The 25627-nt window shown below is 47.3% G+C and carries 17 protein-coding genes, 1 CRISPR repeat array and 1 riboswitch; of the genes, 7 read left to right on the plus strand and 10 right to left on the minus strand.

What is annotated here, in order from left to right; genetic code table 11:
• The first annotated feature begins 35 nt into the window (after nucleotides 1-35).
• The 3 genes from DTO96_RS06155 to DTO96_RS06170 all read left to right on the plus strand — a co-directional run bounded on the left by DTO96_RS06155 (nucleotide 36) and on the right by DTO96_RS06170 (nucleotide 4329).
• The gene (locus DTO96_RS06155) at nucleotides 36-947 is read left to right on the plus strand and encodes a DMT family transporter (protein WP_225972575.1); all 912 of its coding nucleotides are present in this window, start codon (nucleotides 36-38) and stop codon (nucleotides 945-947) included.
• Complete coding sequence (mgtE, locus tag DTO96_RS06160) at nucleotides 944-2422, plus strand: magnesium transporter (RefSeq protein ID WP_225972576.1); 1479 nt, start codon at nucleotides 944-946, stop codon at nucleotides 2420-2422. Before DTO96_RS06155 ends, mgtE begins: the two co-directional genes overlap by 4 nt.
• Nucleotides 2423-3636: 1214 nt before the next feature.
• A complete protein-coding gene (locus DTO96_RS06170) occupies nucleotides 3637-4329 on the plus strand; it encodes an alpha/beta hydrolase (protein ID WP_114562693.1) in 693 nt (230 codons plus the stop codon).
• Between the two features lie 490 nt (nucleotides 4330-4819).
• Here the strand turns inward: DTO96_RS06170 and DTO96_RS06175 are convergent, their stop codons facing one another.
• The 4 genes from DTO96_RS06175 to DTO96_RS06190 all read right to left on the minus strand — a co-directional run bounded on the left by DTO96_RS06175 (nucleotide 4820) and on the right by DTO96_RS06190 (nucleotide 8456).
• Nucleotides 4820-5359: a dihydrofolate reductase gene (locus tag DTO96_RS06175; protein WP_114562694.1), complete on the minus strand. Its 540-nt coding sequence runs from the start codon at nucleotides 5357-5359 to the stop codon at nucleotides 4820-4822.
• A 28-nt stretch (nucleotides 5360-5387) separates the two neighbouring features.
• Nucleotides 5388-6296 (minus strand): DMT family transporter, encoded by a 909-nt coding sequence (locus DTO96_RS06180; protein WP_114563950.1) that lies wholly within the window; start codon nucleotides 6294-6296, stop codon nucleotides 5388-5390.
• Nucleotides 6297-6424: 128 nt separating this feature from the next.
• The gene (locus DTO96_RS06185; RefSeq protein WP_114562695.1) at nucleotides 6425-7219 is read right to left on the minus strand and encodes a thymidylate synthase; all 795 of its coding nucleotides are present in this window, start codon (nucleotides 7217-7219) and stop codon (nucleotides 6425-6427) included.
• 172 nt (nucleotides 7220-7391) lie between these two features.
• On the minus strand, nucleotides 7392-8456 hold the full coding sequence (locus tag DTO96_RS06190) for an NAD(P)H-dependent flavin oxidoreductase (protein ID WP_114562696.1): 1065 nt from the start codon (nucleotides 8454-8456) through the stop codon (nucleotides 7392-7394).
• A gap of 424 nt (nucleotides 8457-8880) precedes the next feature.
• On the opposite strand from DTO96_RS06190, the gene ppa reads away from it, so the two are divergent.
• Entirely contained in the window at nucleotides 8881-9405 is a 525-nt protein-coding gene (ppa, locus tag DTO96_RS06195) for an inorganic diphosphatase (protein ID WP_114562697.1), read from the plus strand.
• A 74-nt stretch (nucleotides 9406-9479) separates the two neighbouring features.
• Nucleotides 9480-12288: direct repeats of the CRISPR family, unit length 36 nt; unit sequence GTTCCAGCCAGTACCCATATCCCAATCGGTTATAAT.
• 69 nt (nucleotides 12289-12357) lie between these two features.
• Here ppa and cas2 read toward each other — a convergent pair.
• The 6 genes from cas2 to tal form a co-directional block, all read right to left on the minus strand.
• Nucleotides 12358-12663 carry a CRISPR-associated endonuclease Cas2 gene (cas2, locus tag DTO96_RS06200; protein WP_114562698.1) on the minus strand — a complete coding sequence of 102 codons (306 nt, stop codon included), beginning with the start codon at nucleotides 12661-12663 and terminating at the stop codon, nucleotides 12358-12360.
• A 33-nt stretch (nucleotides 12664-12696) separates the two neighbouring features.
• Nucleotides 12697-13626: a type II CRISPR-associated endonuclease Cas1 gene (cas1, locus tag DTO96_RS06205; RefSeq protein ID WP_114562699.1), complete on the minus strand. Its 930-nt coding sequence runs from the start codon at nucleotides 13624-13626 to the stop codon at nucleotides 12697-12699.
• A 3-nt stretch (nucleotides 13627-13629) separates the two neighbouring features.
• A complete protein-coding gene (cas9, locus tag DTO96_RS06210) occupies nucleotides 13630-16731 on the minus strand; it encodes a type II CRISPR RNA-guided endonuclease Cas9 (RefSeq protein WP_114562700.1) in 3102 nt (1033 codons plus the stop codon).
• Between the two features lie 810 nt (nucleotides 16732-17541).
• Complete coding sequence (locus DTO96_RS06220; RefSeq protein WP_114562702.1) at nucleotides 17542-19896, minus strand: ribonucleoside-diphosphate reductase subunit alpha; 2355 nt, start codon at nucleotides 19894-19896, stop codon at nucleotides 17542-17544.
• Nucleotides 19897-20132: 236 nt separating this feature from the next.
• A complete protein-coding gene (locus DTO96_RS06225) occupies nucleotides 20133-21149 on the minus strand; it encodes a ribonucleotide-diphosphate reductase subunit beta (RefSeq protein WP_114562703.1) in 1017 nt (338 codons plus the stop codon).
• Nucleotides 21150-21282: 133 nt separating this feature from the next.
• Nucleotides 21283-21453: riboswitch (cobalamin riboswitch) on the minus strand.
• 322 nt (nucleotides 21454-21775) lie between these two features.
• The gene (gene tal, locus DTO96_RS06230; RefSeq protein WP_114562704.1) at nucleotides 21776-22714 is read right to left on the minus strand and encodes a transaldolase; all 939 of its coding nucleotides are present in this window, start codon (nucleotides 22712-22714) and stop codon (nucleotides 21776-21778) included.
• A gap of 295 nt (nucleotides 22715-23009) precedes the next feature.
• On the opposite strand from tal, the gene carA reads away from it, so the two are divergent.
• The 3 genes from carA (at nucleotide 23010) to DTO96_RS12675 (ending at nucleotide 25468) form a co-directional block, all read left to right on the plus strand.
• Entirely contained in the window at nucleotides 23010-24152 is a 1143-nt protein-coding gene (carA, locus tag DTO96_RS06235) for a glutamine-hydrolyzing carbamoyl-phosphate synthase small subunit (protein WP_373277768.1), read from the plus strand.
• 150 nt (nucleotides 24153-24302) lie between these two features.
• Nucleotides 24303-24971 (plus strand): leucine efflux protein LeuE, encoded by a 669-nt coding sequence (leuE, locus tag DTO96_RS06240; protein ID WP_114562706.1) that lies wholly within the window; start codon nucleotides 24303-24305, stop codon nucleotides 24969-24971.
• A 182-nt stretch (nucleotides 24972-25153) separates the two neighbouring features.
• Complete coding sequence (locus tag DTO96_RS12675; RefSeq protein ID WP_157964347.1) at nucleotides 25154-25468, plus strand: hypothetical protein; 315 nt, start codon at nucleotides 25154-25156, stop codon at nucleotides 25466-25468.
• Nucleotides 25469-25627: the final 159 nt, after the last annotated feature.

Below are 25627 nucleotides of genomic sequence, written 5' to 3' on the forward strand. Positions count from 1 at the left end.
GCTGTTTTTGATGTAAAAAACATTGAAAGGTTGTTGTGGGTTCAACTCCTCATTTTTCTTGGCGTGGGTATGCGTTATTGATAGGTTCGATGCTGTTGGTTGGGGCTTATGTGGCATTTTCAAAAGCACTGTTGCCGTATTTCCCACCCTTTGTGTTGGCTTGGTTGCGCTTCATCATTGCGGCCGTGTTCATGGCGCCGTGGTTGCTTGAGTGGCGAGGTCAGTGGCGTGGTGTGTCCCGCATGAACCGATGGGTGTTGTTTGGCATGTCTTTTTTTGGCAATTTTTTATTTACGATTTGCATGTTGTTTGGTGTGGCCAACACATCGGTTTCTGCGGCAGGCATCATCATGAGCCTTTTGCCAGCCACGATTGCTTTGTTTTCGGTGTTTTTTCTGAAAGAGCGACTGAGTGGGGCGGTGATTCTGGCGATTGTGTTGGCCGTGTGTGGGGTGGCCAGTTTGAGTTTGAATAAGACCGATGCGAGTCAAACCTTATTGGGCAATGTCTTGATGGTCGGTGCATTGGCATGCGAAGCAATGTACGTGGTTGGGGCCAAACATTTGACTGCAGGCTTCAGTGCAAAGCAAATTGCGGTGTCGATGAACACCACAGGTTTGCTGTTGACCACACCGCTGGGTCTTTGGCAAACCAGTCAAATGGATTTGAGCCATGTGCCTTTGAATGCTTGGCTGCTGCTGGCTTTGTATGCGGTGGCGGCGAGTCAAATTGCACCGTGGTTGTGGTTTTTGGGTTTAAAACACATTCCAGCCAACCGAGCGGGGGTTTTGACGGTGGCTTTGCCCATATCGAGTGCGACGATTGGTGTGTTTTGGTTTAAAGAGTTATTGACAGTGGCACATGTGTTTGCATTTGTGTGTGCATTGCTTGGGGTGTGGCTGGTGACACGCCAACCCTTGCAAAAGAATTTTAAGAAAGCAGCATGATGGTGACTGATTTGAACGACGATTTTAAAAACGACAGCAGCACAGCGACCAGCGATGCGGGTCATCGGTTGGAGACTGAGCATGCGGCTCAGGCGCTTGCACTCGTTCATACTTTACTGAGTTGGGCTGAAAGTCAAGTGCGAGCAGACACCAGTGATGGGCATGCTTTGGTCATGCCCTTGGTGAATGCGGACATTGAATTGCGCTGGGTGCTTGAAGGCTTACACCCCGCCGACGTGGCGTATGTGTTGGAAGCTTTGCCTCTGGATGAGCGCTTGCACGTGTGGGGCTTGGTCAATCCCGATCAGGATGGTGAGATTTTACTGGAGGTGTCGGATTCAGTGCGTGAAACGCTGATTGCCGATATGAGTCGTCAAGAGTTGGTGGCGGCGACTGAAAGCTTAGATGCCGATGAAATTGCTGAGTTGGCGGATGATTTGCCGCGAGAGGTGGTTGAAGAAGTCGCCGAAAACATGCCGATCGAGGAGCGTGCACAGTTTCGTGCTGTGATGAGCTACCCCGATGATGCCGTGGGTTCAGCGATGGATTTTGAAATGCTCACGGTCAGTGAGGACATGACGCTGGACATGGTGTTGCGCCAATTGCGTGGCATGGAGGAATTGCCAGAGCAGACCGACCAAATTTTTGTGGTTGATAAAGACGGAGTGCTGCGTGGCAGTTTGAGCCTTGACCGCATTTTGGTCAATCAATCGGACATATTGGTGGCCGACGTCATGCGCGACGATGTGTTGCAATTGAATCCACTCGACGACATGGACGACGCGGCGCAGGCATTTGAACGGTATGACTTGGTGAGTGCACCCGTGGTCGATGGGCAAAATCGCTTGGTGGGTCGTTTGACGATTGATGAAGTGGTGGATGCGATTCGTGAGCAAGGTGAATCGGAAGTCCTTGCTCAGGTTGGTTTGAAAGAAGAGCAAGACATTTTCTCGTCGGTGCCCAACGCTGTGCGCAACCGTGCCCCGTGGCTGTTGGTGAATTTGTTCACAGCAGGCACCGCCTCGTATGTTGCTTCACGTTTTGATGGTACGGTGCAGCACATCGTTGTGCTCGCATTTTTGATGTCGATCGTTGCAGGCATTGGTGGGAACTCAGGCAATCAAACCATGACTTTGATCATCCGTGCATTGGCTTTGGGGCAAATCACCGGTTCGAATGTGCAGGATTTGGTGCGCAAAGAACTGGCCGTCACCAGTCTGATTGGCTTGGGTGGCGGTTTAATCGCGGCGGTGTTTGCCTATGTCATCTCGGGCAGTGCATCACTTGGTGCGGTGATGATGGCCTCGATGTTCATCAACATGTTGGTGGGTGCCGGCATGGGCATGCTGGTGCCGATGGTGCGAGAGAAAATGGGCAAAGACCCAGCCGTCGGTTCAAGCGTGCTGCTGACATTTGCCACCGACACTTTTGGCTTTTTAATTTTCTTGGGATTGGCGACTATTTTCTTGTTGTGACATGTCAGAGGCGTGTGTGGAATGACCAAACCCAAGTATCGTCCACGACAACGCTTAAGGCTTGTTTCGTCGACCCAAGCGTTCGACATGTTTTTTTGAAAATTGTCTTTTGTGTGATTTGACTTGCCTCGTGAGTCATCGGAAACAAGCAAAGCTCAATCCCTCTCTATTGCTGCATGTGGTGCTTGCAGTGGTTGATTGCATCAGGTCAATACACACCGTTTTATGCCAAATCAACACCTTCAACGTGCCCATTCAACAAGTCCTGTAACGCATGTGCCCGACCATAAAGCAGTTAACCATTAGCAGGTGCGTTTTAATTAAATGCCTCAAAGTTAAAGAAATGTCTCCCCGCTGAAGCCTCTTCACCGTCAGGCAAAACCACCAATAAACGTTTGGCCAACCGCTCGGTTGATTCAATTGATGCAGTCACAGTCAATTGATTTATAAAACCACTGATATAAAAATAACAACAAATAACAACAAAACAGTCCCCCTGATGGTGGCTGATGAGAGGTGCGTTGCAATCGGTCATCCAATAGTCCAATAGCATTCATTTCAATTTTACCCATTTCATTGTTGGCTGGTTTGCTATGAAGTAAAGAAGCATTTTATTCCGTTCACATAATTGCTTAGTCTGATTTCCATGTGTTTATAGCGTATTTTTAACCTTGTCAAAACCATTAATTTGAGGGGCAGGGCTTGGATTGTTCATGGTGAAACGCTTTTAAAAAACAAATTGACATGTTGGGATGATGTTAGTTACTATTGTGTAAGAAAAATAAAACAGGGGGCATTTTATGTGCTGTTTTAACGCACAGCTGCTGTGTTACCCAGAAAAAAGTTGTGACAAAAGTCGTTTTGATCACTGCTTTTTGCATGGCAATCCAACTAAAAAACAAGTCTTGCTGGAACGTCTGAATCTGGGGTGCTGGTTTTAAATAAAAGCCCGTTGAGTCACTGCAAAAAAACAAATCTATCCAAATCTATCTATTAAATGCATGAAGCGCAATTCAGCAGTACAACGGTAAAGGCTTTGATCGTCTTACTGCTGCATCACTTTTTAGGCCGCAGTCTTGTGGTTTTCTGCGCAGAAATATTCTATAAAACCACAACTTAAGAATTGCCGCTGAACTGGGCGTTTGGGCATCACAGTGTCCAAGTCTCTTGTACCCCCTTGTGGCGGCTATCATCACCAATAGGAGAATTGAATCATGAGTGAAAAACCCACAATCATCCTCGTACACGGTTTTTGGGGCGGGGCGGCGCATTGGAGCAAAGTCATCCTCGCGCTTTCGCGCAAGGGGTTTGCCAAGTTGAATGCGGTGGAATTGCCGTTGACCTCGTTGGCTGATGACGCTGAAAGAACGCGCAAAATGGTGGCGCAACAATCTGGGCCTGTGCTGCTGGTTGGTCATTCATACGGTGGCGCCGTGATCACCGAAGCCGGTAACATGCCCAATGTGGTTGGGCTGGTTTACATTGCTGCTTTCGTACCTGATGCAGGTGAGAGCCCTGGCAGCATCACGCAAAGCAATCCACCCGCCGCCATCGCCAATGTCGTTCCTGACAGCGACGGTTACCTCTGGATCCAACAAGACAAGTTTCATGAAAGCTTCTGCCAAGACCTGACCGCGGATGAGGGGCTGATCATGGCGGTCACACAGAAAGCACCATTGGCCTCGACCTTCGGTGACAACGTCACCGCACCCGCATGGAAAAATAAACCGAGTTGGTATCAGATTTCCAGCGAAGACCGCATGATCAACCCAGAAAACCAAAAGAAAATGTCTGCACGCATCAATCCACGCAAGATCATTACGTTGGCATCGGGCCATGCATCGCTGGCCTCGAAAGCCGATGAGGTGGCAGCATTGATCGAAGAAGCGGCAGGTGATGTCACGTAATGGTAATTAGTGGGGTTAAGCTTAACTTTGGTGCTAGGCCTTGCTGAAACATACATGAAAAAGTTGGCGTTCTCATGCATTGTTTCAGCATTGCCCAGTGAAGCTTGGCGATGGATTGCCTCCGTTAAAGGCATTTCGGAGAACAGGCGTTTGATCTGCGCATGATCATCTCATACGGGGTTACGGCATAATCCGATTTTAGGATTGAGTCAATCAACCTTTGCCTCGCGTATCCTTATTGGTTTGTGGCATTTGCTGTGGGCTGCGCCAACCTCACGCTGTCTGTCTTCAATGAGGGTGAATTCATTGAATAATCTCCAAAAAAGGCTTTATGTTTCTCGTATTTAAATTCACATTTTAAATGCGGTGTTTGCGCTTGCGCTGGATTCTTCGGGTCGCTCACTATTTTTTATGTTGTATTTGACGGTGTTTAAAATAAATTTGTTCTTGGGCATTAAGTGCTCAATTTTTTCAAGTTGTTTTTTGGAACTCACTTTTTGTCATTTAATTCATGTGCTTTTAACTGGTAATCCACAAAATCATAACCCAAGCCTGTCACCGCATCATGGTTGGTTTCACGTGCGATCTCAAGCCACTCGGCTTTGTTCCACTCGGGGAAAAAAACATCTGCTTCAAAATCACGTTTGACTTCGGTCAATACCAAGCGGCTTGCCAGGGGCAAAGCGGCGGCATAGATTTGTGCACCACCAATAATGAACACCTCGGGTGTGGTTTTTTCTGGTTGATGTGCGGGTTCGCTGGCCAGTTGAATGGCCTTTTCCAACGTGGGGACAACGGTGCAGCCCGCAATGGTGAGATCCGTTTGACGAGAAATCACAATGTTCAAACGTTTGGGTAACGCGCGACCAATTGAATCATACGTTTTTCGCCCCATGATGATGGGGTGATTCAGTGTGGTGCGTTTAAAAAACTGAAGGTCATTGGGCAAATGCCACAACAGTTGGTTGTTTTTACCCAAAGCACGGTTCTGTGCAACGGCAGCAATGAGGGTGATGCGGGGTGTGGTCATGGTTAATCTACGTTTATGTTTTTAAAAATTAATGTTGTTCAATCAGCTGCGATGGCGATGGGACGATTTGTACAATGATGATGCCCGCTAAAATCAAAGCACAGCCCAGATAGCCCATCGTGTTCAAACGTTCATCCAAAACAAGTGCGCCAGCCAAAGCGGCGAAAACGGTTTCCGCAGACAAAATGATGGCCGCTTCAGCAGGGCGTGCAAAACGCTGACCAACCACTTGCGAAGTGAAGCCGACCCCCACAGAAATCACGCTCATGTAAGCAATCGGCCAAAACACGTCGGCCAAATGTGCGCTGTCAAAATTTTCTAAAGGCAAAGCAAAGCAACTTGCCAGCAAGCCGCAAACAATGAATTGACCCCATGAGACCAGCAAAGGTGCATGCAATTTGTCGGCAACACCACCAACCCACAACACATGCAAGGTGAATGGAATGACTGTGGCCAGCACCCACAAATCACCGATGTTCAAATCCACTGCACCTGCGCCTGTGAGCAACCAAGTGCCGATCAAGCAACCCGCGGCCGCAGGCCAAACCACCCAATGCGCACGGCGCTTGTACAAAATCCAGCCGAGTAACGGGACAAGTGGGACGTACAGTCCTGTTAAAAAACCTGCATTGGTCACGGTTGTGAACGCCATGCCAACCTGTTGTAAGCTGGTACCCATGCACAACAAAACCCCCATCAGGGCAATTTGTAACCAGTCACGTTTTGACGGCGTGCGTTGGGCGGCCACCAGCATTTTCCATTCGCGCCATACCAAAGGTGAAATCACCAATGCACCCAATAAAAAACGCACCCCAGTGAAGCTAAAGGGGCCAATGAATTTGGTGGCAATGGATTGTGGGACAAAAGCGCAACCCCATGCACATGCTGCGAGAAGGAGAAGTAAGTTGGCTTGAAGGCGTGAAAGTGTTTTGGTCATTTTTAAAATCAATATTGCATTGTCATTGTATTTTTGCTGCAAAGACGGTGACGTCTTTGTCGCTCCCTAAATCAGACGTCGTCATTATTTTTTGGTCTGTGTTTTGACGATCGTTGGTTCAACTCAATTTAAACCGCCACAGGTGCTTTAATGGGTGCATGATATTGATAATTTAAAAATTCAAAATCATCAAATTCATAATCAAAAATCGATGCGGGTGTGCGCTTGATGTTCAATTGAGGTAAAGGCAACGGTTCGCGCGCGAGTTGCGTGTTCACTTGTTCAAAATGATTGTTATACAAATGACAGTCGCCGCCTGTCCAAATGAACTCTTTCGCAACCAAGCCTGTTTGCTGCGCAATCATGTGCGTGAGCAGGGCGTAGGAGGCAATATTGAACGGCACACCGAGGAAAATATCTGCGCTGCGCTGATACAACTGACACGACAATTCGCCATTGGCGACATAAAATTGAAAAAAAGCATGGCATGGTGGCAAAGCCATGCGCGGGATGTCGGCGACATTCCATGCGCTGACGATGATGCGACGCGAGTCAGGTGTGGTTTTGAGTTGCTCGATGACCTCAGCGAGTTGGTCAATGTGGCCGCCCTGACCATCAGGCCATGAGCGCCATTGGTGACCATAGACCGGGCCGAGCGAGCCATCTTCACGCGCCCATTCGTTCCAAATGGTCACGCCGCGCTCTTTGAGCCAATTTGCGTTGGTGTTGCCTTGGATGAACCACAACAATTCATAAATGATGGATTTAAGGTGAACCCTTTTCGTTGTTAATAACGGAAAGCCTTGGGTCAAATCAAAACGCATTTGGTGGCCGAAGACCGAGCGTGTGCCCGTGCCTGTGCGGTCCATTTTGTCTGCACCCTGTTCGTGAACATGGCGCATGAGATCGAGGTATTGTTTCATAATAAAGGTATCTAAAGAGTGACCCACATTGTACCTTGGATGATGTGCTCTTGGAACTCCGCTGAATAAAAATCATGAGCTCTGATGAGATGTGATTCAGTGAGTGAGATGAGATTGAGTGAGATGCATGGCAATAAATGACACGTTTCTGCTAAAACATCTTCTGCTGCTCTCAGCTAAACCCTTTTGCCAACTTAAGCGTCAGCTCAGTGGCACTGATGGCCTGACAACCCGATGTGTTTTGCCCCGCCCACAGCGGTGAAAAATCCATTGAGCCTTGTGCTTCAGCCGCTGTCCGCAACGGCATGATCGCAGCCGTGGCCAACGGAAATGAAGGTGCGTGGCGATTAATTGCCCCCATTTCACGCATGATGCGATTGACGATGCTGCGCGCTGGGCGTCCTGTGAATAAATTGGTCAAACATGTGTGTACGGCCATTTCACTGCCTAATGCCGCTCGATGCATTGGACTGGCATTAGACTCGTGACACAACAGAAACGATGTTCCAATTTGCACACCTGCGGCTCCTAAACCCATTGCAGCGCGAACACCCGCTGCATCAGCGATGCCTCCCGCAGCCACCACAGGCACATTCACCGCACGCATGATTTGCGGTAAAAAGGCAAATGTACCCATCTGTGCGCTGACATCCAACACATCGTTGCTTAAAAAATGTCCACGATGTCCACCTGCTTCTAAACCCTGTGCGATCACGATGTCTGCGCCATTGCGCTCCAGCCAACGTGCCTCTTCAATGGTTGTCGCCGACGACATGACCAAAGCACCACATGATTTCACGCGCGCAAGCAAGTCAGGTGCAGGCAAGCCAAAATGAAAGCTGACCACTTCGGGCTTGAATGCATCCAACACATCCGCCATGGCATGATCAAAGGGCAATCGACTTGCTGCTGCCATTGTTTTTGTACTGTCAATGCCGAACTCATCGTAATAGGGGGACAACATGGTTTGCCACGTCTTTTCTACCGCCTCATCGGGTAACGGTGATGTGTGCGTAAAGAAGTTCACATTGACAGGACGATCAGTCATGGCGCGATAATTGGACAGTTGCAGCGCGAGGGCATCGGGCGTCAACATCGCAGATGGTATTGAACCCAAACCGCCTGCCTGAGCCACCGCAGCCGCCAATCGATGATCTTGTGAACCCGCCATTGGCGCTTGAATGAGAGGGAAATCAAACCCAACTGAGTGATTTAATAACGTTTGGATGTGTGCCATTGCATGTCCATATAAAAACATTAAGAATGAAACTTTGTGGTCATTTTCTCATAAAAATCACGCCGCCTGTACGTCAAAAAAACAGAGAAAAGAAATACAAAAAAGAACGTGAAAAAGGACGCAATGTGCATTTAAATTATTCAGCCCAGTGTCAGACATATGCGTTAGAGTAATGGCTTGCAAAATATAAAATGATCATCGCATTAACCCCTCCACTTCTTAAAAGGTCTAAAGCACACGCTTTTTAATTCAAATTCACCGAAGACCAAATGGTTCAAGCATGCAGATCCAAGCCACATTTCGCAGCACATCATCCATAAAAGTAAGGGTTCATTTTTTCGATTTATTATATAATGCGCAAGCTATGGGCGGCTATGCACGCCACATCGGACAAATCACATTCCATTGAACAAAAGGATACACCATGGGTTACGAAGCGATTCCAGCAGGTAAAGACATTCCAAACGACTTTAACGTCATCATTGAAATTCCAGCACAAAGCGATCCAGTGAAATACGAAGTGGACAAAGACACACAAACATTGTGGGTTGACCGCTTCATCGGCACCGGCATGCGCTACCCTTTGAGCTATGGCTACATTCCACAAACATTGGCAGGCGACGGCGACCCAGTTGACGCACTCGTCCTCGCACCATTTCCAATCATGGCGGGCGCAGTGGTGCGCTGCCGCGCTGTAGGCATCTTGAAAATGGACGATGAAAAAGGCCAAGACGCCAAGCTCATCGTTGTACCTGTTGACAAAGTATGCCCAATGACCGCCGACATCAAAGCGATTGCTGACGTTCCACAATACATCAAAGACAATGTCCAACATTTCTTTGAGCAATACAAAGCACTCGAAAAAGGCAAATGGGTGAAAATCCAAGGCTGGGGCGATGTGGATGAAGCGCACAAAGAAATCAACGAAGGCGTTGCAAACTACAAGTAATGTGGTGATGCCTCAAATCATTTTGTTGAAAAAGCGAGACTTGGTCTCGCTTTTTTTATTAATTTGTGATTGCTGTTCCAGCCAGTACCCATATCCCAATCGGTTATAATCCAAAATAGATCAAGAAAAGCAAGCACGCAGTTCCAGCCAGTACCCATATCCCAATCGGTTATAATAAAACAAACAACTCACTTTAACGCTTAAAAGTTCCAGCCAGTACCCATATCCCAATCGGTTATAATGCGCTGGCTGCAATGGCTTGCGCGAACATGGGTTCCAGCCAGTACCCATATCCCAATCGGTTATAATCTGTGCGGGCATGCCAGCATCAAAACCACAGTTCCAGCCAGTACCCATATCCCAATCGGTTATAATATCAAAGACGTGCCCGAACTGAACCGGATGGTTCCAGCCAGTACCCATATCCCAATCGGTTATAATACCGTTGTGCAAAATCAATGAGGGTCGTACGTTCCAGCCAGTACCCATATCCCAATCGGTTATAATTTTTCGCCCGTGCGGCAATCGCCAAACTCAGTTCCAGCCAGTACCCATATCCCAATCGGTTATAATGAGGTTTATCAAGCCACGCGGCACGGTACCGTTCCAGCCAGTACCCATATCCCAATCGGTTATAATATTGCCGAAAAGTTCCGACTCACCTGCCGAGTTCCAGCCAGTACCCATATCCCAATCGGTTATAATATTGCTGGGTGTATCGCTCAACCAGCTCTGGTTCCAGCCAGTACCCATATCCCAATCGGTTATAATATGCGCTCTCGTCGAAAATTGAGCGTTTAAGTTCCAGCCAGTACCCATATCCCAATCGGTTATAATACGATAAGCCTACAGCAGATAGCCCAATAAGTTCCAGCCAGTACCCATATCCCAATCGGTTATAATTGGCGGGGTTGATGGCAATGGCAATTACTTGTTCCAGCCAGTACCCATATCCCAATCGGTTATAATATACTCATTGAAATGGGTATCACTCCGACAGTTCCAGCCAGTACCCATATCCCAATCGGTTATAATTTGCTCTGTAACAACTGGGAAGCCTTCGGTGTTCCAGCCAGTACCCATATCCCAATCGGTTATAATCAGTAATCTTCACGCGCCCCCATAGAACGAGTTCCAGCCAGTACCCATATCCCAATCGGTTATAATCCATTATTATCTAGATGTACAGTCGATTTAGTTCCAGCCAGTACCCATATCCCAATCGGTTATAATACAGTGGCTGATAAATATATGACTGTTTTTGTTCCAGCCAGTACCCATATCCCAATCGGTTATAATATGGCATTGAGAATGCCCGCATCGCGCTTGGTTCCAGCCAGTACCCATATCCCAATCGGTTATAATGCCTCAACGGTACGCACTCCGCTGCCGATTGTTCCAGCCAGTACCCATATCCCAATCGGTTATAATTGTAATCATTTTCAACTGTGCGCCAATCATGTTCCAGCCAGTACCCATATCCCAATCGGTTATAATGCGATTCAGTTTGTCGGTTTGGCCAATCATGTTCCAGCCAGTACCCATATCCCAATCGGTTATAATCAGCACCATTGCGCTGCGCTTCGTCGGTCAGTTCCAGCCAGTACCCATATCCCAATCGGTTATAATTGATTGGTGGTGGTTAATTTGTTCGTTTAAGTTCCAGCCAGTACCCATATCCCAATCGGTTATAATTTGGCGTGATCACTGCGCCCGCACGCCAGGGTTCCAGCCAGTACCCATATCCCAATCGGTTATAATGCAAGTCGCCGCGATGATGCGCCTCTAAATGTTCCAGCCAGTACCCATATCCCAATCGGTTATAATAAACTAGCTGCTGTTGTTAAGCTAATTAAAGTTCCAGCCAGTACCCATATCCCAATCGGTTATAATAGACTGCAGCACCGCCTGCCCGTTGCTTTTGTTCCAGCCAGTACCCATATCCCAATCGGTTATAATAAAACATGGAATCCTCCAACTGTCGGCGAAGTTCCAGCCAGTACCCATATCCCAATCGGTTATAATTAAAACTCAGTCCTTGAATAAGGCGTCATGGTTCCAGCCAGTACCCATATCCCAATCGGTTATAATAGATCAATTTTTTGGGTATCGGCACCTCCAGTTCCAGCCAGTACCCATATCCCAATCGGTTATAATGACTGTGGGTGCAGCCGCGCCGGTGCATGAGTTCCAGCCAGTACCCATATCCCAATCGGTTATAATTGATGACCTGCCCGTCTTGCGCTTGATACGGTTCCAGCCAGTACCCATATCCCAATCGGTTATAATGGAATGCTGTTTGACCGAGAGGCTGAATTTGTTCCAGCCAGTACCCATATCCCAATCGGTTATAATTATTACCGGCACAAGGACACCAAAAACAATGTTCCAGCCAGTACCCATATCCCAATCGGTTATAATCAAACCAAAACACACAACGCATGACCGCACGTTCCAGCCAGTACCCATATCCCAATCGGTTATAATAAAACCAACGGTGACATGTTTAGCAACTTAGTTCCAGCCAGTACCCATATCCCAATCGGTTATAATAGTCAGCGGGTGGTAAAGCTCCGCTGCGCAGTTCCAGCCAGTACCCATATCCCAATCGGTTATAATTTTAACTGTCTTGTCCACATTGTCAGCGCAGTTCCAGCCAGTACCCATATCCCAATCGGTTATAATATACCTCCACGTTCTTCCCCAGTATACCGAGTTCCAGCCAGTACCCATATCCCAATCGGTTATAATGGCCCTCGTCGCTACAGGCCTCGTTATCTAGTTCCAGCCAGTACCCATATCCCAATCGGTTATAATTCAATTGATGGTATTAAAGTTTGCCTTCAAGTTCCAGCCAGTACCCATATCCCAATCGGTTATAATAGACCAGTCAAAAGCCCTTGAATTTCAAGGGCTTTTTGGCATTTCAGTTTCAAAAAAATGGTGGTGGTTTTAGAATAAATCATATTGGTCAGGTGGTTTTTGCGCGGCTTGTTTGGCTGCGCCTTTGTAGGAAATAATGCGCTCGTATTGTTTGTCGGTAAATTGCAATATACTGACTTTACCACCTTCGGGCAAGAATTTTTCGATGCGGTTGCAATAATTTTCAACCTGAGCAGGGCCGCTGCAAAATCGTACATACACCGAAAACTGGCTCATTTCAAAACCCATATCGAGTAGGTCATTGCGAAAAGCCGTGGCTGCTTTGCGCTCGGCGCGTTCGATGACGGGGAGGTCAAACATGACGACTAACCACATGAGTCTGTATCCTGATAACATAATGCCTCCATGCTATTCATCCAAAAAACTGCTCGCCAAATCCAATGGCAAGCCTTGTAATGGTAAGTCGAGTTTGTCGCGCTCGCCCAAATACACTTGTGCCAAAGAGGTGGCGAGTTTTTGAATACACGCCATCACGGGGGTTGCGCCGACGTTGGTTTGCATGTCGTCATACAAAACGTGTACCAAGGCGCGTTTGCTACTGGGGGTGACATCGGTTTCACCGTGTTGCACCAATTGCCAAACTTTGAGGTCAATCATGGGGCGAAACGGTTCCATGAGGTCATCGACCAAGCGCATGGCGTTGTTGGCATTGCTGTGAAACAGGCTGATGGTGGGATGCAGTCCAGCGGCAATCACCGCGCGAGCAGTGCAGGCACGCACCACGGTGTAGCCGTAGTTGAGCAGGGCGTTCATGTCGCCGCTGTTTTGGTCGCGGCGAAAATCATTGCCAAACAACATTGTCCAGTATTTGCGTGCACCTTGGGCTTCAAGGTTGTCGGGGTCGCCTGATTTGACTTTTTGTGCGAGTGCGTTGAGTGGTGTGGCGTTTTGCCCGACGGCTTCAAGCACGGCGGCTTGTTGTTGTAGTTTGCTTTTGACGATTTCTGCCCACAGGCGTTTATGCGTCGGTTTGGTCGCAGCGATTTGCGCGTCAAACCGTTTGGCTTGGTTGTAATTGCCGTCCACGGTGATGAGCATGCCTGCCGCATTATGATTCGCGCCGCACATCACAAACGGCGTACCGCGCTCGGCGAGCGCGACGAGCAGGCTGTTGGTATAACTGATGCCGTGCGCATTGGCGATGACGGCAGCAATATCGTCAATTGGTACTTGCCCCAACTCCTTGCGCTCGCCGTCAGATGCCTGCACCACCATAAAGCCGCGATGTAAAAACAGATGACGCTTATCGTCGGCGATTTCTACAATGCGGCCTATCATGGCTTACTCCTTAAAACCTTGGTCAGTTATCTCTCCGATGGGGGAGATGGTGACGCGGCGGGCTTTGGTGTTTTGTAAAGAGCCAGCATATTTTGAAATGTATGAAAATAACTCTCCTTTATTTGAGTTTCGCTCATTTACATTGGCTTCATTATGTTCGGCAAAAAACATTTGACCATTCGCCCCCATTTTAACCACGCGCATCAAACACAAGCGCTCGCCCACCATCATTTTGACAATATCACCATTTTGTAAACGCATCACTAATGGCTTGCCCGAAATGCTGGTGCTGCGTGAGCGCAACATTGCCAAACCTTTGTCACGTCCATATTCTCGCACGATTTGATAGGCTTGATAAGTAGATACAATCTCGCCCTCCCATTTGCCTTTGTCATTGCAGACAATATCCATACAAAAATTACTGCCGCCCACATAGCCTTTATAGGATTTGACTTGACCACTTTCATCCAAACCGTGGCGGTTAGGGTCTCGTGTGCTGTTGAACGGAATCACGCTGCGGTTTTTGTATTCACGCTCGCGTCGTCCCGTTTCATCATTACGCACGCGTCGCGTGGTCACACCATCGGGGCGCAAGCCCCATGCGGTGTCTTCGTGCATTTGCCCCTCGTAACTGTGGTCGGGGCGGTGGCTGACGTAAATATGCGCAACCGCACGTTTGACATGCTCGCGATAAGTCGGCCAAGGGTCGGGCATTTTTTCAACTAGTCTATCTAACTGCAAAGCATTGGCGGATTGGCTGGCGTTGGCGAATCGTTGCAGTAGACCTTGGTCGGTCACGCCAATCACGCAGGCATCGACGGCGTGGTGGCGGTGGTCGTTGCGGTTTTTTAAGCCATCTAATCCCAAAACTTTATTCAAGCCAAATTGAGCGCGTAACTTTGCCGTCATTTGCCCTGGAATGACACGGGTGTTTTGGGGACAGACTAATGCCAAGTATTCTTTCGCAATGCGCGACAAATAACGCGTGTCGTTCAAAGCGCGTGCCAAAAAATCTTTGTCGTCTTTGAGCCATTTCTCGTAGCCATCGGGCGCAAAACGGTAGCGTTTGCCTTTGGGCATCCGCTCGGCGCGTTGTAAAATTTCTTCGTATTTAAAATCAGCAACTTGCTTAACACCAAAGGCTTCCCACGGCGTTTGATTGCCCTTAATACGGTTAGCAACACGCATAGACATGGTCTTATTGTTCAAACTATCGTCCAAAGTTCGCGCATACGGCAAAATGTGCTCGATTTCCACGCCGCTGCTATCCGACAACACCATTTCGGCACTGATTTGTACACCTGTGTAGGGGCAACGTCTATCCACCACATCAAAACTCAACTCTTCCCATAAAATCCATTTTTGAATGTCGGCGTGCTTCACGCGCTCTTCATTGCCACCGAATTTAGCATTGGCAATGTCGCGGCGAATGCGCTCGTTGCGCTTTTGGTTTGCTGCTTGACGTTTTTGTTCTTCCTCGCGTTGGATTTTGCTTTGTTTCAAATCACGCGCAACCTCAACAATGATTTCAGATGGGTGTCCATATTTTTTAATCAGCGCATTCACCACCGTGCGGATTTGATTCAAGCCAATGTGCACGGTCGGATTGGCGATTTTGCCATAGCGTTTTTCAGGTACATCCGCTGGGTTATTGGTACCAAAACCGACAAAACGTTGCAACGGCTCGCCATAATAAGGCAACTCGGGCAAAATCTCACCCGTCACTTTAGAAGGGTTTAAATGACTGTGGTGGTCAAACCCAGCGGCTTTCACGGCTTTGTCGTAGGTCACCACATCTTTACGCAATTCGGGTAATAATCGCACAATCGCCGCTGCACTCAAACTGCCATAACCTTCGGGCAAACCTACATTGGCAATACGCTCGGCAGTTGCTTCATCCACGCCTGTGTGTTTAATCAACCAACGCACCAGTTTGGCTTCGTTTTCTTCTTTGACCAACTGCATAACGATTTCGTCTTGGAAACTTTCGGTGAGGTTGAGCCATGCCTTGCCAAAGTACTTGTCATTGCTCAAAATCGCACTGGTGGTGTTGCCTTTAAAGTCTTGGCGTTTTACATCCTCAAAGTTAAACTGCACCGCGCCACCCAAACCGAGTAATTTCTTGATTTGGGTAAAACTGCGTTTGCTGTTGGCTTCTAAAGCCACAATCAATGAGTCGCGTTGCGCCACAGTTAAAACCTGCTCTTTCAAGCCTTCAGCCAAAATCCGCAAATGATTCACTTCTTGATACATCCGCGCCCGTTGTACACTTGGCAAAGCCAATGGCGCACGTTCTTCATCGGGCAATAAAGTACAACGCCCTGGAATCACGGGTTTTAGATTACGTTGAAACAACAACACATCTTTTAAATCAGTACGGGCTGATTCGGTGAATTGGGCAGAGTTCAATTGCGCTTGCTTCGCCCACAGCGCATCAAACTCATCTTCAATCATTTGGCGGTCAATGTATAAATCGTAACTTTTATCAATCCGTTTTTTACCGTCGATTTCAATCGGTTTTTGGCGAAAACGTGCACGTACCGTGCGCTCTTCGGGTGTTAAGGTTTCATCTGTAAATCGTTTGTGCAAAAACTCGCCCACTGTACGGCAATTGGTTTGTAGCAATGTTTGGCGCAGTGCACTAATGGCGGTTTTGAGTGCGCCGCTGTCATTGTCGGCTTTATCGGTTTTGCGATTGCTTTTAAAACCACGGCGTTGATTGATGTGAAACAAAGCACGCGCAAACTCGGCAGGCGTCAGGGCATCGTCCAAACCTTTGGCGCGTAGTTCGTATGGATTGAGATTTTCCAAGGCTTTGCGCTCGGCGGCATCTTTGGGGAAAAAACCATACTCAATCAAGGTTTTCATCATCCGCGCTTTGCGTTTGAGCAAACGGTCGCGGCGGCGACGCATGCCGCGTGCCTCACGGCGATTTACCGCAAGCGACGCTTCGGTTTTGGCATCGCGGCCGTTATTAAAAATCCGCACGCCTGCTTTGATAATGGCGGAGGGGCGCGGCGGTGTCTCGTTATTCAGGCGTAGAATCGCCCAGCCGATGGACGTGGTGCCGAGGTCTAATGCGAGACGATAAGACAGTTTAAACATTAGTTTACTCCCTGAAATTATAATAAGCAGCGGTCTAAAAAAATATGTAGTGCATCTTTATCAATTGGGGTTTGAGCTAAAAAATATTCTATCGCCTCGTTTGTTTTCTTGATGGTATTTGAATCGACTGGAATGTTACGACTTTGCAGGTATTGACCAATAATATAAGGTCGTTCATATGTGAGGGTCAAGGTGACTTTGTTAGGTATCATGGTGTTATCTCCAAAAATAAGTTAATTTGTGAGATAATTCATTGCTTTTGGCTAACGCCAAAAGTTAATAAGTTATCTCATTGATAGGGATGCTTGTAAACCTGACCCTCTGTTTGTGTTGGCGCACGGCAGGGGGTTGCTTTTATTCAGATTCACATCTATAATACGTTTAATTTCGTATAAAGTCAAGTTGTAATTTTATAGCACTATTCGATGACTTAATGAAATTTATTTAAGTTATTGCCTTTAACAATTTTATAAAAGTTAATTGTATTAGAAGTGATGACTTAAGTTCCAACCAGTACACATATCCGAATAAGTTAATTACTACAGAATTGACATAACTAACTTTCTTCGTGTATTCTGTAGTTACTAACAGATTGGGGTATGTGTACTGGAGGCTAACAAGCTGAAAGATGCACCAAATGAAAAGCCACGCATGCGTGGCTTTTGTCTTTTCTGTGTTTTTATCGCGGTTCTTATGATAAAACGTGTAAATGTTCCGTCATACCATGCTCGACATGGCCTCTCCTGAGGTGGGAGATTGCGGGTCAAGCCCGCAATGACATCAGGTTATTTAAGGTTGTTGATCACAACATCACGACCCACAGCTGATACAACCTTCTTCCATTGTGCACACGGCACCTTCCATCATTTCTTCTTCAACCACGTCTTTGGCCACTGGCGTTTTTTCGGCGGCACTGACGGTGAATTGTACGGCTTGGCTGCCTGCTTTGGTGCGCAGGTAGTAGATGCCTGTTTTCAGGCCTTTTTGCCACGTATAGAAGTGCATTGAAGAGAGTTTGGCGATGGTGGGTTGCGCCATGAAGAGGTTCATCGATTGCGATTGGCAAATGAAGGCGCCACGATCTGCAGCCATGTCGATGAGGACTTTTTGCTTGATTTCCCAGACGGTTTTGTACAGTGCTTTCAGGTCTTCTGGAATGCGATCGATGTTTTGAACCGAGCCGTTGGCGCGGATGAGGTCGTTGCGCATGGCGTCGTTCCACAGGCCGCGTTTGACCAGGTCGATCAACAGGTGTTTATTCACGACGATGAATTCACCGCTGAGGACGCGACGGGTGTAGATGTTGCTGGTGTAGGGCTCGAAGCATTCGTTGTTGCCTAAAATCTGCGAGGTTGAGGCAGTGGGCATTGGGGCGAGCAGGAGTGAGTTGCGCGCACCGTGCTGGGCTAAATCTTGACGCAGTTGTGCCCAGTCCCATGTATTTGATGGTGTGTGTCCCCACATGTCGCATTGCAAAATGCCATTGGACAGGGGTGAGCCTGGGTAGCTTTCGTATGGGCCGAGTTCTTTCGCCAAATCAATGGATGCACTCATGGCAGCGTAGTACATCGTTTCAAAAATGCGTTGATTCAATGTTTGCGCTGCTTCAGAGTCAAACGGCATGCGCAGCATGATGAATGCATCGGCCAGACCTTGGACGCCTAAGCCAATCGGGCGGTGACGCATGTTTGATGTGCGTGCTTCTTCGACAGGATAGAGGTTTTTGTCGATGATTTTGTTGAGGTTTTTGGTGGCGTGATAGGTCACGTCATACAATTTTTGATGATTGAATGCGTTGTCTTCAACAAATTTTGGTAAGGCAATTGATGCGAGGTTACACACGGCGATTTCTTCCGGCGATGTGTATTGGATGATTTCCGTGCACAGGTTGCTTGATTTGATCGTGCCAAGGTGTTGTTGATTGCTTTTGCGGTTGGCGTGGTCTTTATAAAGTAAATAAGGTGTGCCTGTTTCGATTTGTGATTCTAAGATGGCAAACCAGAGTTCTTGCGCTTTGATGACACGACGTGCTTTGCCTTCGGCTTCGTAGCGCGTGTACAGTGTTTCAAAGGCTTCACCCCAGCAATCGTCCAAACCTGGGCATTCGTGCGGGCAGAATAAGCTCCATTCGCCATCGGCTTGAACGCGTGCCATGAACAAATCATTGACCCACATTGCATAGAACAAATCACGGGCGCGCATTTCTTCTGCACCGTGGTTTTTTCTCAATTGTAGAAATTCAAAGATATCGGCATGCCAAGGTTCGAGGTACATGGCGAATGCGCCTTTGCGTTTACCACCGCCTTGATCGATGTAGCGTGCGGTGTCGTTGAATACTTTCAACATGGGTACGATGCCGTTGCTCGTGCCGTGTGTGCCTGCAATGGTGCTGCCTTTGGCGCGAACTTTATGGATGGATAAGCCAATGCCTCCTGCATTTTTAGAAATCAATGCGGTTTGTTTGAGCGTGTTGTAAATGCCTTCGACCGAGTCGTCTTGCATGGTGAGCAGGAAGCAGCTGCTCATCTGAGGGTGCGGTGTGCCTGAGTTGAACAGGGTGGGCGTGGCGTGGGTGAACCAGCCCTCTGACATCAATGTGTAGGTTTCAATTGCAGATTGAATATCATCACCGTGGATGCCGAGGGCGACGCGCATGTACATGTGTTGCGGGCGTTCGATGATTTCGCCATTGATGCGCAACAAATAGCTGTGTTCCAAAGTTTTGAAACCAAAATAGTCTGAGTTGAAATCACGGTCGTAAATGATGGTCGAGTCGAGCAGATCTGCATGTGCTTTGACCACGTTCAGCACGTCTTCAGTGATGATCGGTGAGTGTTTTTTTGTGTTTAAATCAATGTGGTCATACAGCTTTTGCATCGTTTCAGAGAACGATTTGGTCGTGTTTTTGTGCAAACGGCTGATCGCCAAGCGTGCGGCCAAAATCGCAAAGTCTGGGTGTTGTGTGGCCATGCTGGCTGCTGTTTCTGCGGCCAAGTTGTCCAGTTCTGTGGTGGATACACCATCGTACAAACCCATGATGACTTTTTTCGCGACCTCAACGGGTTCAACCAATGGATTCAGGCTGTAAGACAGCTTTTCGATGCGGGCTGTGATTTTGTCGAATTTGACGGCTTCAGATTTACCGTTGCGCTTGAGAACGAGCATTGTTTGATCCTTTTTTTACTTTGTTAATTGTGTACTGCGCTCTGTTGTGTGTACAGAGTGAATGGGTGTGTATGCTACCAATGTTGAAAACCAACAGGCCAATGGGATGCATTTGGCCTGAAGGAAGGTGGATTGTGTGAAGCGACAGCTCATGTCGATTGAGTCACGCGCAAGAGAGGCAATCGACGGTCTGGGTGGTATTAGAAACAACTTAAGTGAACAGCTGAAACTAACGCTTAGAAATCCTCTTCGAGTGAAAACACTTGTTCGCTTTTTGTGCCCAAAACGCCAGCTTTTTGGTAATCGCCAACGCGCTTTTCAAAGAAGTTGGTTTTGCCTTCAAGTGAGATCATGTCCATGAAATCAAATGGGTTTTTGGTGTTGTATAGTTTGCTGTAGCCGAGCGCATCCAGCCAGTGATCGGCCACAAACTCAATGTATTGGCTCATTAATTCGGCATTCATGCCAATCAAACTCACAGGCAAAGCTTCGCAAATGAAGTTTTTCTCAATGCGCACCGCATCGCGTATGATGGCATGAATGGTGTCACTCGATAAGCGTTGCTTGAGCATGTGATAGAGGGAGCAGGCAAATTGGCAATGCAAGCCTTCATCGCGGCTGATCAGCTCATTGCTGAATGTTAAACCGGGCATCAAGCCGCGTTTTTTTAACCAGAACAATGCACAGAAGCTGCCGCTGAAGAAAATCCCTTCAACCGCTGCAAAGGCAACCAGACGTTCGGCAAAATTACCTTGATCAATCCAACGCAAAGCCCAGTTGGCTTTTTCTTTGACCGCAGGAATGGTGTCAATGGCGTTGAATAAATGGTCTTTTTCGTCTTGTTTTTGGATATAAGTGTCGATTAACAATGAATAAGTTTCTGAGTGGATGTTTTCCATAGCCACTTGGAAGCCGTAAAAACAACGGGCTTCAGGAATTTGAACCTCTTTCATGAAGTTCACAGCCAAGTTTTCATTGACAATGCCGTCCGAAGCGGCGAAAAATGCCAACACATGGCTGACAAAATGACGCTCACCAGAAGACAACGACCACCAGTCGGCCAAATCGGATTCCAGATCGATTTCTTGGGCTGTCCAAAAGCTGGCTTTGTGTTGCTTGTACTGCTGCCAAAGATCGGGATGTTGGATGGGGAGTAAAACGAATCGTTGCGGATTGTGCGCCAAAATGGGCTCCAGCGATGGATCAAAAGTGTCGCTGAAAAACGATGGTTGCTCAATGGTGTAATTAGACATGTCCGCGCCCCTAAAGTAACGATGGTGAATGATTTATCTTTACCAAAAGGGGGCACAAATAGAGACGCTTCGCACGCAATGGCTTGCGCGAAAAAACGACAGGATGTGCATGCCTTTGGTACGAAGGCCTGCACACGATGATCATTGATAGGTATCTGACTTGGGGGAACTGATCGAGTCTAATCGAGAGGTCAATCCTCGATGCTCAAAAGAACAGCGATCCCTTACAGTTGCGCCACAGTCCATGAGTTCCACATGGTTCCCTGTATGCAATGCTTGTGTATTAACTATTTGATTTTTAAATAATATTTGCAAATAATTTTTAAAAACCATAACGCAGCAAGGCGAGTCAATGATGAAAGTGTGATGGGGTGCATCATAACAAAAAAACGCATACTCTGCCGTTGGAAATTTGTCATTTTTCGTTAAGTTTTTGCTTGCTTTTTATGCGTTAAGTTACGTCATCAACTGTGTAAGTTGGGTGTGAAGTGCAACATAAGTGCTTGTTTTAAAAACAGCAAAACCAATGCTTGTGATTTATTTAAATATGCCTTTGTGTTTGTTTTTTGGCTTTAAAAAAGCCAACATTGGGTTGGCTTTTTTTTAAATAATTTTTTGAAAAAAATTTATTTACGAGCTTGTTCGATTAATGTCACTAATTTTTCTGTGTCTACGCAGAATGCACGAATGCCTTCTGCGAGTTTTTCACACGCCATGGCATCGTTGTTCAGCAATAAACGGAACTTGGCTTCAGTCAGTGTCAAAGGTTGAATGTCCTGTGCGAGTGCGGCGGCTTCGGTCAAGGCAGGCTTAACATCATCATTGCTGGCTTGCATGTTGGCCAATAAATCAGGGCTGATGGTCAGTAAATCGCATCCAGCCAAGCCAATGATTTGGCCGACGTTGCGGAAGCTTGCGCCCATGACTTGGGTTTTGATACCAAATTTTTTGTAATAATTGTAAATGGTGGTCACAGAAGAGACGCCAGGATCGTTGCTCATGTCATAGTCAATCCCCGTTTGTTTTTTGAACCAGTCGTAAATGCGCCCCACAAATGGCGAAATCAATGTGATGTGGGCGTCGGCGCAAGCAACCGCTTGTGCGAGGTTGAACATCAATGTCAAATTGGTGTGAATGCCTTCTGTTTCCAAGACTTTGGCGGCTTGAATGCCTTCCCATGTCGATGCCACTTTGATTAAAATGCGTTCGCGGCTAAACCCTTGGGCTTCATACAAAGCAATCACGCGGCGACCACGAGCGATAGAAGCTTCGGTGTCGAAGGATAAACGTGCATCCACTTCAGATGATACGCGACCAGGGATGATTTTGAGAATCTCGCAGCCAAAAGCCACCAACACATGATCCATGATGTCGGCGACTGACTCGTTGACATGGGCTTTGACGGTTGATTCAAACAGGGGTTGATATTCTGGTTTTTGTACCGCTTTTAAAATTAAAGATGGGTTGGTGGTGGCATCTTGTGGTAAAAATTGCGCAATCGCTTGAAAATCACCAGTGTCGGCAACGACTGTGGTTAAGGCTTTAAGTTGGTCTAATGTGCTCATGTGTGTGCTCCAATTGAAAAGAATATGACGTCTCGCATTTTAATTGTAGCGTAATTTTTGCGTCAATTTTCGTCTTAGTCTTTAAGTAAGGTGGTTTTTCTGCTAAAATGACTGGGTTTAGCAATATATTTTACAGAAACGACGAAATTAAGATGACACACTGGCTACTAAAGACGAAAACAGGCAAAAACCGCCCAACACAGTAAAGTTTTTTATTGATGTGGGGCGGTTTTTTTTATGTCTGCCATTTTGTCTCATGTGGAGTTGTGTGTCCAAGATGTTAAGGAGTTTGAACGTGTTACCCATTTTTTCTAATCAATATCCAAAAGCCGTGCTGGTGTTGGCCGACGGCTCGGTGTTTCAAGGTTACGGCATTGGCGCACCTGGCCACGTGGTCGCCGAGGTGGTGTTCAACACCGCCATGACTGGTTACCAAGAAATCCTCACCGATCCATCGTATACGGGGCAAATGGTCACCTTGACCTACCCGCACATCGGCAATGTCGGTGTCAATGAAGAAGACGTTGAAGCGGATAAAGTGTATGCAGCAGGCTTGATCATCAAAGATGTATCGCCTGTTGTGTCGAATTTCCGTGCGACGCAAAGTTTGCCTGATTATCTGAAAGCCAACAACATTGTTGCCATCGCAGGCATCGATACCCGTGCTTTAACCCGCGTATTGCGTGAAAAAGGTGCGCAGGGCGGTTGCATTTTGGTCGGCGATGATGTGGCGAAAGCAACCGAATTGGCGGCTGGTTTTGGCGGCATGAGCGGCCAAGATTTGGCCAAGGTCGTATCGGTCACTGCAGCATACCCGTGGACTGAAGCCGAATGGCGTTTGGGTGAAGGTTACCTTCAGCAAAGTAATCCAAAATTTAAAGTGGTTGCTTATGATTTTGGTGTGAAACGCAATATTCTGCGCATGTTGGCTGAACGTGGTTGCGACATCACCGTTGTGCCAGCTCAAACATCGGCTGCCGATGTACTGGCGATGAATCCTGATGGTGTTTTCTTGTCAAATGGCCCTGGTGATCCAGAACCGTGCGATTACGCGATTGCTGCCACGCGTGAATTTTTGGATAAAAATGTACCCGTTTTTGGCATTTGCTTGGGCCATCAAATCATGGCTTTGGCCGCTGGTGCGAAGACTTTGAAAATGAAGTTTGGTCACCACGGCGCGAACCATCCTGTGAAAGATTTGGACACGGGGCGTGTGGTCATCACATCACAAAACCACGGTTTCGCCGCTGATGAAGTGACTTTACCTGCAAATGTGCGCCCAACCCATGTGTCTTTGTTTGACGGCAGCTTGCAAGGTTTGGCATTCACGGATAAACCTGCGTTTAGTTTTCAAGGCCATCCAGAAGCGTCACCCGGCCCGCATGACATTGCGTATTTGTTCGATCGATTCATTGATTTGATGGCGCAAAGCAAATAATTAGTAAACAACTGAATGCGTCATTGCGGACTTGATCCGCAATCTCCTGTTCGAGAAGATGCCGTGTTAGCGCGGCACGGCGGATTATTTATCAAACCACAGCCATCGTCATCATTTGGCAATGACAGATCAACGTAAAGCACTAAACACATGGAGTTTTTCACTCAGCTGGGCATCACCAACATCACCGCATACCTTATCGGTACTGTGGCGATTATTTTATTGCCTGGCCCGAATTCCATGTACGTTTTGACCACCGCCGCGCAGCAAGGCGTGCGGCGCGGTTATGCGGGGGCAGCAGGCGTGTTTGTTGGCGACACCATCATCATGGTCGCTGCCGTCATCGGTGCCGCCACGATTTTGCGCGAAGCCCCGCAAGTGTTCATCGCACTTAAAATTGCAGGCGCGTTGTATTTGAGTTACTTGGGCATCAACATGCTCATTGGCGCGTGGCGCATTTGGCAGAATCGCAGCAAGCCCCATACCAACGCGTCTGAAATGGCGCAGCTGGAAAAAAGCTCAAGCCCATTCAAACGTGCCTTGTTGATTAGTTTGATCAATCCAAAAGCGATATTGTTTGTGCTGTCGTTTTTTTTGCAATTCGTCTCCGCTGATGCCGCGCACCCGTATGTCGCATTTTTGGTGCTGGGCTTAATTTTGCAATTTGTTAGCTTAGCGTACTTGAGCGGTCTGATTTTTGCAGGCGCACAACTTGCACAAACGTTTCGTTCGCGTCCGATTTGGATGGTCGTCGGAACGCTTTTGGTTGGCTGTTTGTTTATTGGGTTTGGGGTGAAGTTGGGTATGGCGACGTTGTGATTTGCACGTCATTGCGGGCTGACCCGCAAAATCCCTAGTGCTGGTAGATATCGAACCAAGTTCGGCATGGTCATGTGGTTTTTGATGTCTTGAGGTCTACGTGGATGGTGGGTTGGGTGTTCCTTGGTAAAAATCCAGTTTGAGCGTGGATAAGCAATAGCACTGACATAAAGGTAATAACGATGGAAAAACAAGGAAAATGTTGGTTGATTCCAGTGAGCATGTTAATTATATCGTTTTGTGGTTTTGTTTTGCCCATACTGGCGATGGTCAATTGTTCGGGTTGGAATGAGGGCAGCATGGCTGTAAGTGGTTGTGTCGTTGATTTTCCTTTTGCCCGTGCTTATGCAGACGTTTATTATGGATTGCTTCTTTTTTCCGCTTTTATGTTGTTGATGCCGTTGGGTGTGTATGTGGCTTTTGTGGTTGGCCTTATCATGCTGGCTAAACGAGTTGCTCTTGTAGTATGTAAACGCAGACATGAACAGAGTACATAGTAATGTTTCAACGTTGTTATTTATGAGCAAGTAGGGCGCAATAAACACAGTGCATTGCGCCGCATGTATGAGTTAAGTATGAAATAAAGTCTGGGTGTCATGCGAAATAAACGCTTATTACACCCTACAAATCGAATTAAATTATTGAAATTGTTGGAG

The organism is Ephemeroptericola cinctiostellae, assembly GCF_003339525.1.
GTDB classification, from domain to species: domain Bacteria; phylum Pseudomonadota; class Gammaproteobacteria; order Burkholderiales; family Burkholderiaceae; genus Hydromonas; species Hydromonas cinctiostellae.

Excerpts from the sequence above, each read along its gene's own strand:
- cas2 (WP_114562698.1), bottom strand. The coding sequence starts at position 12,663 with ATGTGGTTAGTCGTCATGTTTGACCTCCCCGTCATCGAACGCGCCGAG.
- cas1 (WP_114562699.1), bottom strand. The coding sequence starts at position 13,626 with ATGATAGGCCGCATTGTAGAAATCGCCGACGATAAGCGTCATCTGTTT.
- DTO96_RS06185 (WP_114562695.1), bottom strand. The coding sequence starts at position 7,219 with ATGAAACAATACCTCGATCTCATGCGCCATGTTCACGAACAGGGTGCA.
- DTO96_RS06190 (WP_114562696.1), bottom strand. The coding sequence starts at position 8,456 with ATGGCACACATCCAAACGTTATTAAATCACTCAGTTGGGTTTGATTTC.
- ppa (WP_114562697.1), top strand. The coding sequence starts at position 8,881 with ATGGGTTACGAAGCGATTCCAGCAGGTAAAGACATTCCAAACGACTTT.
- DTO96_RS06170 (WP_114562693.1), top strand. The coding sequence starts at position 3,637 with ATGAGTGAAAAACCCACAATCATCCTCGTACACGGTTTTTGGGGCGGG.
- leuE (WP_114562706.1), top strand. The coding sequence starts at position 24,303 with ATGGAGTTTTTCACTCAGCTGGGCATCACCAACATCACCGCATACCTT.
- DTO96_RS06220 (WP_114562702.1), bottom strand. The coding sequence starts at position 19,896 with ATGCTCGTTCTCAAGCGCAACGGTAAATCTGAAGCCGTCAAATTCGAC.
- DTO96_RS06175 (WP_114562694.1), bottom strand. The coding sequence starts at position 5,359 with ATGACCACACCCCGCATCACCCTCATTGCTGCCGTTGCACAGAACCGT.
- mgtE (WP_225972576.1), top strand. The coding sequence starts at position 944 with ATGATGGTGACTGATTTGAACGACGATTTTAAAAACGACAGCAGCACA.
- DTO96_RS06225 (WP_114562703.1), bottom strand. The coding sequence starts at position 21,149 with ATGTCTAATTACACCATTGAGCAACCATCGTTTTTCAGCGACACTTTT.
- DTO96_RS12675 (WP_157964347.1), top strand. The coding sequence starts at position 25,154 with ATGGAAAAACAAGGAAAATGTTGGTTGATTCCAGTGAGCATGTTAATT.
- tal (WP_114562704.1), bottom strand. The coding sequence starts at position 22,714 with ATGAGCACATTAGACCAACTTAAAGCCTTAACCACAGTCGTTGCCGAC.
- DTO96_RS06180 (WP_114563950.1), bottom strand. The coding sequence starts at position 6,296 with ATGACCAAAACACTTTCACGCCTTCAAGCCAACTTACTTCTCCTTCTC.
- cas9 (WP_114562700.1), bottom strand. The coding sequence starts at position 16,731 with ATGTTTAAACTGTCTTATCGTCTCGCATTAGACCTCGGCACCACGTCC.